Raw genomic sequence first — 12,399 nt, forward strand, 5'->3', positions numbered from 1 at the left:
GGTTAGTGATCGGTCTGTGTCAGACCGTGGAGACAGGATGTACCGACGCGCTGCCGCTTCGGCTGCTCATCGTCGAAACAATGCTGCAGATCGTCCAATCAGACTAAGGCTATGCATCGATCTAGAACATTTCTTCGTCATGGTCGAGAACCGACCCGAGGCCCGAGCCCGCCTCGGCGGGACGAAAGAAGTCGAAGCACGGCCTCAATGCCCCCAAGACACGACAGCGAAAAAGCAGCCGGTGCGATTGATATCAGCCGCACCGGCCGCCCGCGCCGTCAGGCCTTGCCTTTCGTTACCGCTTGGCCCGAGCCCAGGTCAGCTCCGGTCATGGGGTCGACGGAAACATCGGACTGGGTCCGTACCGCCATCTGTTGCACCACCTTCTGCTGAGCCTTGCTCAGATCGACCGAAGGCTTGCCATCACCACCGTCCACCGCCGGCTGCGGGCTCTCGACGAACTCCCACTCCGGCCCCTGATTCCAAGGCCCGCGCAGGTCGCCTTCGCCTTGCGACAGGTTGTAGTAGACGTTGGCAAATTGTGGCTCACCCGGCAGCTTGCCCTGAGGGAAGTTGGGTTGAATGGCGTGTAGCGCCTTCTCGAACGATTTCTGGTGCGCGATTTCCCGGGTCATGAGGAACTTCAGCGCATCCTTGATCCCAGGATCGTCGGTCACGTTGATCAAACGCTCGTAAACGATCTTGGCTCGCGCCTCGGCCGCGATGTTGGAGCGCAGGTCCGCCGTCGGCTCGCCGATGGTATCGATGTAAGCCGCCGTCCAGGGTATGCCACCGGAGTTGGTCAGCGCCGGCCCGCCGCCGTACAGCAACGAGGTGATGTGCGAATCGTTGCCGCCGCCCGTCAGTGAGCGATACAGATCCGCCTCTTTCTCGACGCCTTCGGCGAGCTCACCTTTGGCGCCCTTGTTGAGCATGCCGACGATGGAGCCGATCACTTCGAGGTGGCTCAACTCCTCGGTGGCGATATCCATCAGCATGTCCTTGCGACCTGGGTCGTCCTCGGATACGCCTTGGGTGAAATAGCGCATGGCGGCAGCGAGCTCGCCTTGCGGCCCGCCGAACTGCTCAAGCATCAGGTTGGCTAGCCCGGGATTCGGGCCGGCCACTCGCACGGTGTACTGAAGTCGTTTGTTGTGGACGAACATGGTTCACCTCTTAATTTTGGACTTTCCTAGTGACTGCCTCCTTCGCTCCGTTAATGGATCACCGCGATTCGAATGCAACAGCGATCGCAGGCGACCTTATGGGTGGAGTACAAGCTGCGACAGCCGTCCGATTGTTTTTTCCAATGAAGGCTATGCAGCGAGTCAATGGAGCGATGCGCCGCCGATGCTGTCCGCCCGCAAAGGTGTGCTTGCCTGTTTGTTGAACGTATCCAGGGCCATCGACTCTATCGTTTCCGTTGCCCCACTGACTTCGAGGTGAAAAATGCTCCGCTGGAAACGTCCCAGACAGGCCAAAGCGCTCGCATTGGCCGGGTTGCTATCCGCTTGTACCGCACAGGCTCTGGCAGATTCACCTCAGGTGCTCGGTTGGATCGAGAAAGGTCTGATCCTTCCGGAAGAAATTGCCGTGAAATTCAAGCTGGACAGCGGTGCGCTGACCTCCTCGATGCACGCCGAGAACATCGATCGATTCAAAAAGGACGGCGATGACTGGGTGCGTTTCACCCTTGAGCTTGAAGACGTCGATACCGACAAGAAAATCGAGAAACGCATAGAGCGCGAGGTGGTACGGGACATCAAGGTGCGCGGGGCTGGCGGCGCCGAAAAGCGGCCTGTGGTGCTGATGAAAGTGTGCCTGGGCAATCGGACCTACGAAGAACAGTTCTCGCTGAACGATCGCGACAAAATGAATTATCCGGTACTCATCGGCCGCCGCGCGCTGGAAGACATCGGGTTGGTGGATTCGTCCAAGACTTTCACTGTCGAGCCGGACTGCTCGGCATAAAAGCCGCGGCGCGAAGATTTCGTACGTAGCGCCTGCCGACGGAGCTGCAGGACAACCTCCGAGGCATGGGCCGTTTAACAGCTCGGTCAGCATTTATTTTTCTGCAACTCCTCCCCGCCTCCTCCGGTCCACTGACCAGCGGTTGATCGACAGCCGGCCGTGAATACCCGCGCCGGCCCGAACGCGACATGCAGCCATCGCTTCGACAAGAGGAGAGGTACATGGAGCATCAAGGCGAATATTTGCGGCAATCGGCCATGCCTTCGGACATGGGCATGGAAGACCACATGCAAATGATGGAGCGCCGCCGCCTCGCCACGCTGTGGTGCCACTTCGCTAACGCCCTGCTGGGCTTCTGGATCCTCAGCGCGCCCTTCATCTTCGGCTATTCGAACATTGCCAGCACGGATCTGGATCTCGCCCGCCTGGCCGCCGAGCGCGACGTGCCCGAGGTAGCGACCCGCGCGCTGTTGATGACTTGGAATGATGTGATCAGCGGCGTCCTGATCATTCTGTTCTCGGTCCTTTCGCTCAAGCGAATCGCCTGGGCGCAATGGGCCAACACGGCAATGGGCCTCTGGTTGATGTTCGCGCCGCTGCTGTTCTGGACCCCGTCGCCAGCCAGCTACGGCAATGCCCTGTTGGTCGGAGGACTGGTGATTGCCTTCTCGACGCTAGTGCCGATGATGCCCGGAATGAGCATGTCCGGAATGATGCAGAAGGCCGCGGTCCCGCCGGGCTGGGATTACAATCCCTCGACCTGGCTGCAGCGGTTGCCCATCGCGATCCTCGCGGTCATCGGCATTCTGTTGGCGCGCTATCTGGCGGCCTACCAACTCGGCCATACGGCGAATGCCTGGGATCCCTTTTTTGGCACTCAGCCCAACGGCACGGAAACCATCATAACCTCCGACATGTCCCGCGCCTGGCCTGTCTCCGACGCGGGAGTCGGCGTCATGGCCTACATGATCGAGCTGCTGATGGCGGTGATGGGCGACGCTCGTCGCTGGCGCACCATGCCCTGGATGGTCGCGGCATTCGGCATTGTGGTGGTGCCGCTTGGCGCGGTGAGCATCTTCTTCATCATTGCCCAGCCGATTTTCATCAATACATGGTGCACCCTGTGCCTGATCCAGGCGCTGGCCATGTTGGTGATGATGCCCTACGCGCTGGACGAACTGGTTGCCATGGGGCAGTTCCTCAAAGACGCGCGGCGCCGCGGCAAGCCTTTCTGGAAGACCTTCTTCCAAGGCGACGCCATGGAGGGCGCGCGTGAAGACAATACGCCAGAATTCGAGGGCGCCCTTTCAGCCATGATGCTCAAGGGGCTCCGCGGCGTGAATCTGCCATGGGGCCTGGCGCTGCTCTGTGTCCTCGGTGTCTGGCTGATGTGCACTCGCCTGATCTTCGGCACCGAAGGGGCGATGGCCAACAGCGACCACCTGATGGGCTCGCTGCTGATCACCGTCTCGGTGCTGGCGTTCGCCGAGGTGGCGCGGCCGCTGCGCTTTCTCAACCTGCCGATCGGTGCCTGGCTACTGGCCTCCCCCGCCTTGCTCGACGGCGCCGGGTTCGCCGCCACCCTGGGCAGCCTGATCGCCGGCGCGCTGGTGATCAGCCTGAGCCTGCCGCGTGGCCCGATCAATCATCGCTATGCCGGCTGGAACGCACTGTTGCGATAGTGCCAGCCAGCCTCTTAGAAAAGGAGTCCGGAGATGACCGACCGCGAACAGACCGCCGTGATTTGTGGCGGCACCGCCGGCGTGGGGCGGGCAACGGCGCACGCGCTGGCCCAGGCGGGTTACCGAGTCGCCGTGATCGCACGCGGCGAGCAGGGCTTGGCCGATACCCGCAGCGAGCTGGAAGCGTCCGGCGCAAAGGTTCTGGCGATCGCCGCGGATGTGGCTGACGCAGAAGCGATCGATCGTGCGGCCGAGCGGATCGAAAAAGAGCTGGGTCCGATCGAGATCTGGGTCAACGCGGCGATGGCGACGGTGTTCGGCCCGGTGAACAAGATCAGCGCGGCGGAATTCAAGCGTGTGACCGAGGTGACCTACCTGGGCTTCGTCCACGGCACGCTGGCGGCGCTGCGCTACATGGAGTCGCGCAACCGCGGCACCATCGTTCAGGTGGGCTCGGCATTGTCCTACCGGGCGATTCCATTGCAGTCGGCCTATTGCGCCGCTAAATTCGCGATTCGCGGTTTCACCGATTCGCTGCGTTGCGAACTGATCCATACCAACAGCCGGGTGCGGTTGACCATGGTTCAGTTGCCGGCACACAACACACCGCAGTTCGACTGGTCGCGCAACAAGATGCAGAAGCGGCCACAGCCGGTCCCGCCGATCCATACGCCAGAGGTCGCCGCACGCGCGATCGTCCGCGCGGCAACCGATGCGCCGCGCGAGCTATGGCTCGGCCGCGCCTCGTTCCAGGCGATCATCGGTAACATGTTCATGCCCGGCCTGCTCGACCGGATGATGGCCAAGCAAGCCTGGAGCGGACAGATGACCGACGAACCGGCCAGCGACGAGCAGCCGGACAATCTATTCCAGCCGGTGGAAGGCTTGCACCGCACCGAAGGCCGCTTCGGCGCTCAGGCCAAACACAAAGCGCTGGGCCTGAGTTCCGAGACGGTCGGCAAGCTGGCCGCGGCCGGACTGGCGGTGACGGGCATGATCGTCATCGCGGTCGTGGCGGCCATCGCCGGTTGACCCATTTCAGCCCTGATGCTGCGGCGTGCCCAGTTCCTGCCGCGCCTGGCGTACCACCGAGAAGCCCGCCGACAGTGCCAACCCAGCCATGATCAGCGCCACGATGAGGTCGGGCCAACCCGAACCCGTACCGAAAACGCCTGCCGCGGCGATCATCACCGCGATGTTGCCCAGCGCATCATTGCGGCTGCACAGCCAGACCGAGCGCATGTTCGAATCGCCCTCGCGAAACGCATAGAGCATTAGCGCCACAACAACGTTGGCAACCAGCGCCAGCGCGCCGATGACGCCCATGGTCAGCGGTTCCGGCACCACGCCGGCGTAGGCGGACCAGCCAGCGCGACCCAACACGAACACACCGAATGCCAGCATCGACAGGCCTTTGACCATGGCTGCACGCGAGCGCCAGACGAGCCCCATCGACAACACCACCAGGGTGATGCCGTAGTTGGCGGCGTCGCCGGCGAAGTCGATGGCGTCGGCCAGCAGCGAGACCGAGCCCGCCCGTAGACCGCTGACGATCTCCACGACGAACATCGCCAGATTGATTGCCAGCGCTATCCATAGTGCTTTGCGGAAACCGGGGCTCACCGCCGGGCTCGTGCCGCAGCCGGAATCACAGCATTTCGACGACATGGTTTGCCCTCCTCGTTTATATTCGAAACCTATTGCACACCCTGGAGCAGCTCCAGGGTCAAGTCTGAATACGGGAGCGATCATGCGTATAGGCCAATTGAGCGCAGCCGCGGGGGTGGATGTCGAGACGATCCGCTATTACGAAAAAATCGGAGTGATGCCCGCTCCGAAACGGGGCGCCAACGGCTATCGCGCCTACACGACAAAACAGCTGACGCAGCTGGTGTTCATTCGCCATTGCCGAGCGCTGGACATCGGCCTCGCCGAAATTCGGCGACTGCTTGCATTCTCCGACCACCCCGAGGCTGACTGCGGCGACATCAACCTGCTGATCGACGAACAACTCGAACGTGTCCGTGCGCGTCTGGATAGCCTTCACGGACTGGAGCGCCAGTTGCAGCAATTGCGCAGCTGCTGCAGCGGTAATCAACCGGCGGGCGACTGCGGGATCCTCAACGAGCTGGCCAGCGCCCGGATGGATGAAGGCCAACACCCGTCCGACCGCTAGAACCCTCCCTGCCGTCGATCACTCGCCCTTGCCGCCGGCGCGATATCGCATGGGTCCCCTCCGTCGTGGGTCCTGCGTGGATCCGCTTGGCGAGGCGAAGCGGCAGAGATAACCTGCGCCCTTTTGTCGCGAGCTCGCCCGATGCCCTTGTTCGACCTGTTGCTGCTGATTGCCGCCGGTTTCGCCGCCGGCGGAATGAACGCCCTCGCCGGCGGCGGCACCTTCTTCTCGTTCCCGGCGCTACTGGCCACCGGCTTGCCGCCGGTAACAGCCAATGCGACCAATGCCGTGGCGCTGTGGCCGGCCAGTCTCGCCGGTGCCTGGGCGGCACGCTCGGCATTACGACCGCTGGGTCGTTACCTGATCCCGCTGCTGCTGGCGGGACTGATCGGCGGCTTACTCGGTGGTCTGTTGCTGCTCGCCAGCGGCGACGACGTGTTCAGCCTGCTGATCCCTTGGTTATTGCTCGTCGCTACCGCCCTCTTCGCCGCTAGTCCCTGGCTGAGCCGCTGGCTGGCGGCACGCCGCAAGGACGACAGTGCAATACCGCCGCATGCGCCTGCATCATTGGCGGCACATGGATTGGTGTCCATCTACGGCGGCTATTTCGGCGCGGGCATGGGCATTCTGCAGCTGGCGGCCTTTTCCATCGAAGGCCACCAATTGGTTCGCGCCAACGCGCTGAAGAATCTGATCTCGGCGGTCATCTACAGCGTCGCCACGGCCACCTTCATCATTGCTGGACGGGTGAGCGGTTACGAACTGGCAATCCTGCTGATCGGTACCACGCTTGGAGGCTATACCGGCGGTGCGCTGAGCAAGAAGCTGCCAGCCACCTGGCTACGCGCCTTCGTCATTGGGGTCGGCAGTGCCATGACGCTGTATTATTTCCAGGCCACATATTGGCGTTGAGCGGCGCATAGCCCGGGCGGCTTATGGCTAATGCCGCCCAGCTCTGCTAGTGTCGCGCCCGTTTCAGAGCAGCCGCACAGACAGGTTCCGCCATGGCCCGCAAGAAAGTCGCCCTCGATTTCGAACAATCCCTCGCCGAGCTCCAGCAGTTGGTCGAGCGCCTGGAAAGCGGCGAGCTGTCGCTGGAGGATTCGCTGACCTGCTTCGAGCAAGGCATCGGCCTGACCCGTGACTGCCAGGCGGCGCTAAGCCAAGCTGAGCAGAAGGTACAGATCCTGCTCGAGCGTGACGGCAAACTGCAGGAAGCCCCCTTCGAGGTGGATCCCGACGCATGATCGGCGACTATCAGCAACGCTGCCAGAAGCGCGTCGACAGCTGCCTCGATACGCTTTTCACCCCGCCCCGCCACGAACTCGAACGCCTCTACCAGGCCATGCGCTACAGCGTCATGAACGGCGGTAAGCGCGTGCGCCCGCTGCTGGTCTATGCCGCCTGCGAGGCGCTCGAAGGGGACAGCGCGCAAGCCGATGGCGCCGCCTGCGCCGTCGAACTGATCCATGCCTATTCGCTGGTCCACGACGACCTGCCGGCCATGGACGATGATGACCTGCGTCGCGGCCAACCGACTACGCACAAGGCTTTCGACGAAGCCTGCGCGATCCTCGCCGGCGACGGCCTGCAAAGCCTGGCCTTCGAAGCACTGGCCACCGAAGCGCGCAACCCTGCGGATCCGGCGCTTCGCCTGGAAATGCTCGTCAGTCTCGCGCGCGCCGCAGGCCCGGGCGGCATGGTTGGCGGACAGGCCATCGACCTCGGCTCGGTTGGCGTCAAACTCGACCGCGACGCGTTGGAGCTGATGCACCGGCACAAGACCGGCGCCCTGATCGAAGCCAGCGTGCGTCTCGGCGCCTTGGCCAGCGGGCGAGCAGATGCCGAAAGGCTGGCCGCTCTGCAACGGTATGCACAGGCGATCGGCCTGGCCTTCCAGGTGCAGGACGACATCCTCGACGTGGAAAGCGACACCGCCACGCTCGGCAAGCATCAGGGTGCCGATATTGCGCGTGACAAGCCCACCTATCCGGCACTGCTAGGGATGGATGAGGCCAAGGCCTACGCGTTGGAGCTGCGAGATATGGCGCTCGAGGCCGTCGTCGCCTTCGGCACCGCCGCGGAGCCTTTGCGCCAGTTGGCCCGTTTCATTGTCGAACGTCGAAGCTGAATCCGCAGCTGCCAGGCCAGGCTGCTTACCCGAGCGGCGATGACCGTTGATGCCTGGATCATTCTTCTCGTAGTAACCATCAGGTAAACTGCGGCTCTTTTTTCAGCCAAAACGATTCGCCCGATGCCCAAGACGTTCCATGAGATTCCTCGGGTTCGCCCTACGACGCCCGTTCTTGACCGCGCGGCCACTCCCGAGCAGCTGCGCCGCCTGGGCGAAGCGGAACTCGAAGAACTCGCCAACGAACTGCGGCAGGAGCTGCTGTACAGCGTGGGCCGGACCGGCGGACACTTCGGTGCCGGGCTCGGTGTAATCGAGCTGACCATCGCGCTGCACTACGTCTACGACACGCCGGACGACCGTCTGGTGTGGGACGTCGGCCATCAGGCCTACCCGCACAAGATTCTCACCGGGCGCCGCGAGCGCATGGCCAGCCTGCGCCAAAAGGATGGCCTCGCCGCCTTCCCACGCCGTAGCGAGAGCGAATACGACACCTTCGGCGTCGGCCATTCCAGCACCTCCATCAGCGCCGCCCTGGGCATGGCCATCGCCGCGCGCCTGCAGGGCAAGAAGCGCAAGTCCATCGCGGTAATCGGCGACGGCGCACTCACCGCGGGCATGGCGTTCGAAGCGTTGAACCACGCGCCGGAAGTCGGCGCCGACATGCTGGTGGTGCTCAACGACAACGACATGTCGATTTCGCGCAACGTCGGCGGCCTGTCCAACTACCTGGCCAAGATCCTCTCCAGCCGTACCTACTCGAGCATGCGCGAGGGCAGCAAGAAGGTCCTCTCGCGCCTGCCGGGCGCCTGGGAAATCGCCCGCCGCACCGAGGAATACGCTAAGGGCATGCTGGTTCCCGGGACGCTGTTCGAAGAGCTGGGCTGGAATTACATCGGCCCCATTGACGGCCACGACCTGCCGACCTTGATCGCGACCCTGCGCAATATGCGCGACCTGGCCGGCCCCCAATTCCTGCATGTGGTGACCAAGAAAGGCAAAGGCTTCGCCCCGGCGGAAGTCGACCCCATCACCTGGCATGCGATCAGCAAACTGGAACCGGTCGGTGCACCTTCAGCCCCGAAGAAGCCCAGCGGCCCGAAGTATTCCAACGTCTTCGGCCAATGGCTGTGCGACATGGCCGCCGCCGATCCGCGTCTGACCGGGATCACCCCGGCGATGAAGGAAGGCTCCGATCTGATCGAGTTCAGTGAACGCTACCCGGATCGGTACTTTGACGTCGCCATCGCCGAGCAGCACGCGGTCACCCTAGCCGCCGGCATGGCCTGCGAGGGTGCCAAGCCGGTGGTGGCGATTTACTCGACCTTCCTCCAGCGCGCCTACGACCAACTGATCCATGACGTTGCGGTACAAAACCTCGACGTACTGTTCGCCATCGACCGCGCCGGCCTGGTCGGCGAAGACGGTCCGACCCATGCGGGCAGTTTCGATCTGTCCTATCTGCGCTGCATCCCCGGCATGTTGGTAATGACCCCCAGCGACGAGAACGAGATGCGCCGCATGCTTACCACCGGCTATCATTTCGAAGGTCCCGCGGCGGTACGTTACCCGCGCGGCACGGGCCCGAATGCAGCGATCGAGCCCGGACTCGAGCCGCTGGAAATCGGCAAGGGTGTGGTGCGTCGCCAAGGTGGCAACGGCGAAGGTCGCCGGGTCGCCTTGCTGGTCTTCGGTGTACAGCTGACTGAAGCGCTGCAGGTTGCGGAAGCGCTCGACGCCAGCGTCGTCGACATGCGTTTCGTCAAACCACTGGACGCAGCACTGGTACGGCAGATGGCCGACAGCCACGACCTGCTGGTGACCGTTGAGGAGAATTGTATCATGGGCGGGGCTGGCAGTGCCGTCGGCGAATTCCTCGCCGCCGAAAACCTGCAGAAGCCGATCCTCCATATGGGCCTGCCCGATTACTACGTCGAGCACGCCAAGCCCGCCGAGATGCTCAAGGAATGCGGCCTCGATGCCGTCGGCATCGAAGCGGCTATCCGCGCGCGACTGGCCCAGCTCTGAGGCTGCTTGAAGCGGCGCTGAGTTCGTCATCAGACGCCGCCTGAGGCCATCTGCGGCGTAGAGGACGTCTCGGCAATATGGCGAGGTGCGCACGAACTCGCCGTCGCGCCTGCCCAGCCCCTGCAAATACCTGATCGATCCACGGCAGCCGCCTTCTCGTTGCACAGGACGCGCTCGGCTACGAGTGCTTTGCTTGTATTTCTCGGGGACAGCCCTTATGGTTCCCGCGATTTCCAATCCGCCCAGGTGTGCGTGACCGCAAGGTCCGCATTAAACGGGAAGCCGGTGCGCTCACATGTGCAAGGCCGGCGCTGCCCCCGCAACGGTAATCGACCGTGATCCGCTGGATCACCGCCCGCTCAACCGCCACTGTGCATCGCATGGGAAGGCGAGCCGGGTGCGTGTCGAAAGCCCGGAGACCGGCCTGGCGGATTCGACTGGTGTTGCGGAGGGCAGCACCGTCAAGCGCGGCTGTCTATCCTTGCGCTTGTTCCTGCCCTCCTCAAAAGCGCTGATCTTTTGAGGATTGATTCTGATGAAACTGACCCGTCTTGCCTTGGCTGTGGCGCTGCTGCCCAATGCCCAAGTGCTTGCTGCCGACCTGACCCGTGACGATGCGTTGAAACTCGCCGATACAGTAGTTTCCGCGAATCGCGAACCGCAGCGTCGCAACCAGACCCCGGCCGCCACCACTGTATTCAACCGAGACGACATAGAACGGTTGCAAGTGCGTAGCGTTGCGGAACTGCTGGAGCGTGTGCCGGGCGTGAGCGTTGCCCGTACCGGCGGAGCGGGAAGCCTTACCAGCCTGTTCGTGCGCGGTACCGCCAGCACCCAGACTCTGGTTCTGGTAGATGGCCAGCGTATCGCCGCAGCCTCCAGCGGCACCAGCAGCCTCGAATTTCTAAGCCCCGATCAGATCGAACGGATCGAGGTCGTGCGCGGTCCGCGGTCTGCGCTGTATGGATCGGATGCCATCGGCGGAGTGGTACAGATCTTCACTCGCCAAGGCAGCGGTCAGGGGCTTGCGCCTGAGGTCCGCTTTGGGGCGGGAAGCAACAGCACCTTCGAACGCAGCCTGCGTCTTTCCGGGGGCAATGGCCAGACTCGCTTCAACTTGGGAGCCGCGCTGGATGAGACCCAAGGTATCGACGCGACGCGCGATAGCTTCCGCGCCAATGGCGATGACGACGCCTACCGCAATCGCTCGCTCAGCCTGAACCTTGCGCACCGCTTTAGTGATCGGCTTGAGGCGGGTGTCAACGCGCTGGACCAGCGAGGCGAACTTGAGTTTGACGACACGTTCGACGGCTTTCAGCCGACCGTGGATTTCCAGCTAAGCAGCATCTCCGGGTTCGTTAATGCCGAACTTAATGAGGTCTGGAATAGCCGTTTCGAAGTCGGACATAGCGAGGATAAGCGAGACACCGGAAACGACACCCCACTGGCTCCTGCCTATGTGTTCCACAGCTATTCGACTTATCGTGACTCGGCCAGCTGGGTAAACACGCTTCAGCTCGACCCAGCTCATCAGCTGTTGTTCGGTGCCGATTGGCATGAGGACCAACTGCACAGCTCGAGCGGCTTTGCCCAGGATTCACGTTGGAACCAGGCAGCGTTCATCCAGCACCGTTATACAGGCAACGCGTTCTCTACAGAGGTTGGCCTGCGCCACGACAAGAACGAGCAGTACGGCAGCGTGAACACTTGGAACGCGGCGGTTACCGTACCGCTGAATACCCGCAATGACGTGGTCGTTTCCTACAGCGAGGGCTTCCGCGCCCCGACATTCAACGAACTGTACGACTCTTGGTTCGGAAATCCGGACCTTACGCCCGAAAGATCTAAGAGCTACGAGCTTCAATGGCGCAACCGCTACAGCGACAGCGGCTCATTGGAATTGGCGCTTTACCGCACAAATATCGAGGATGCCATCGTATCGGACGCCAACTGGATCCCTCAGAATGTCCAGACCGCGCGGGTGAACGGCCTGGAGGCCACGATCCGGCAGGACCTGTTCGGCTGGCAGGCCAGCGTAGCGGCGGGCCTTATCGACCCGCGCGACCGAGATAGCGGCCACACCCTCGCCCGCCGCGCAAAGCGCACGCTGAGCCTAGACGTGGACCGCCAACTGGGAGAGCTCTCTGTAGGCGCCAGTTGGCGAGCACTTAGCGGTCGCTACGATGATTCCGATAATGACCTCGAGATGGGCGGATACGGCTTAGTCGGGTTACGTGGCAGCTGGGCTGCCAGCCAAGACATCAGGCTGGACGTAAAGTTGAACAACCTATTCGACAAGGATTATGCCGAGACGACCTATAGCACCGGCAACGGCCGATACGGATACAACACCGAAGGCCGCACTGCTCTGTTCGCCGTAACCTGGACGCCAACCCTATAAATTGAACCGC

11 protein-coding genes and 1 riboswitch are annotated in these 12,399 nt (G+C 62.6%); of the genes, 9 read left to right on the forward strand and 2 right to left on the reverse strand.

Annotated elements, in window-relative coordinates; translation table 11 throughout:
- Positions 1–278 precede the first annotated feature (278 nt).
- The gene (locus MCB86_RS12050) at positions 279–1,166 is read right to left on the reverse strand and encodes a manganese catalase family protein (protein ID WP_045163732.1); all 888 of its coding nucleotides are present in this window, start codon (positions 1,164–1,166) and stop codon (positions 279–281) included.
- Positions 1,167–1,449: 283 nt separating this feature from the next.
- Here MCB86_RS12050 and MCB86_RS12055 point away from each other — a divergent pair, with 283 nt between their 5' ends.
- The 3 genes from MCB86_RS12055 (at position 1,450) to MCB86_RS12065 (ending at position 4,685) form a co-directional block, all read left to right on the forward strand.
- On the forward strand, positions 1,450–1,971 hold the full coding sequence (locus MCB86_RS12055) for an ATP-dependent zinc protease (RefSeq protein WP_052679344.1): 522 nt from the start codon (positions 1,450–1,452) through the stop codon (positions 1,969–1,971).
- A gap of 221 nt (positions 1,972–2,192) precedes the next feature.
- Positions 2,193–3,653 (forward strand): vitamin K epoxide reductase family protein, encoded by a 1,461-nt coding sequence (locus MCB86_RS12060; RefSeq protein ID WP_239611090.1) that lies wholly within the window; start codon positions 2,193–2,195, stop codon positions 3,651–3,653.
- Positions 3,654–3,686: 33 nt separating this feature from the next.
- A complete protein-coding gene (locus MCB86_RS12065; RefSeq protein ID WP_045163733.1) occupies positions 3,687–4,685 on the forward strand; it encodes an SDR family oxidoreductase in 999 nt (332 codons plus the stop codon).
- Positions 4,686–4,691: 6 nt separating this feature from the next.
- Here MCB86_RS12065 and MCB86_RS12070 read toward each other — a convergent pair whose 3' ends face one another.
- On the reverse strand, positions 4,692–5,321 hold the full coding sequence (locus MCB86_RS12070) for a cation diffusion facilitator family transporter (RefSeq protein ID WP_239611091.1): 630 nt from the start codon (positions 5,319–5,321) through the stop codon (positions 4,692–4,694).
- Positions 5,322–5,403: 82 nt separating this feature from the next.
- On the opposite strand from MCB86_RS12070, the gene MCB86_RS12075 reads away from it, so the two are divergent.
- From MCB86_RS12075 to MCB86_RS12100, 6 genes are all read left to right on the forward strand, one after another.
- Positions 5,404–5,829, forward strand: coding sequence for a Cd(II)/Pb(II)-responsive transcriptional regulator (locus tag MCB86_RS12075; RefSeq protein ID WP_239611092.1), 426 nt, complete (start codon positions 5,404–5,406; stop codon positions 5,827–5,829).
- A 141-nt stretch (positions 5,830–5,970) separates the two neighbouring features.
- On the forward strand, positions 5,971–6,741 hold the full coding sequence (locus MCB86_RS12080) for a sulfite exporter TauE/SafE family protein (protein WP_239611093.1): 771 nt from the start codon (positions 5,971–5,973) through the stop codon (positions 6,739–6,741).
- 92 nt (positions 6,742–6,833) lie between these two features.
- Entirely contained in the window at positions 6,834–7,076 is a 243-nt protein-coding gene (locus tag MCB86_RS12085; protein ID WP_021206714.1) for an exodeoxyribonuclease VII small subunit, read from the forward strand.
- Positions 7,073–7,960, forward strand: coding sequence for a farnesyl diphosphate synthase (locus MCB86_RS12090; protein WP_239611094.1), 888 nt, complete (start codon positions 7,073–7,075; stop codon positions 7,958–7,960). Before MCB86_RS12085 ends, MCB86_RS12090 begins: the two co-directional genes overlap by 4 nt.
- Before the next feature lie 123 nt (positions 7,961–8,083).
- Entirely contained in the window at positions 8,084–9,988 is a 1,905-nt protein-coding gene (dxs, locus tag MCB86_RS12095; RefSeq protein WP_045163738.1) for a 1-deoxy-D-xylulose-5-phosphate synthase, read from the forward strand.
- Between the two features lie 227 nt (positions 9,989–10,215).
- A riboswitch (cobalamin riboswitch) is annotated at positions 10,216–10,431 on the forward strand.
- Positions 10,432–10,523: 92 nt separating this feature from the next.
- A complete protein-coding gene (locus tag MCB86_RS12100) occupies positions 10,524–12,389 on the forward strand; it encodes a TonB-dependent receptor (protein ID WP_239611095.1) in 1,866 nt (621 codons plus the stop codon).
- Positions 12,390–12,399: the final 10 nt, after the last annotated feature.

Origin of the sequence: Pseudomonas sp. KSR10, from assembly GCF_022355455.1 — a bacterium.
Lineage (GTDB): Bacteria > Pseudomonadota > Gammaproteobacteria > Pseudomonadales > Pseudomonadaceae > Stutzerimonas > Stutzerimonas stutzeri_E.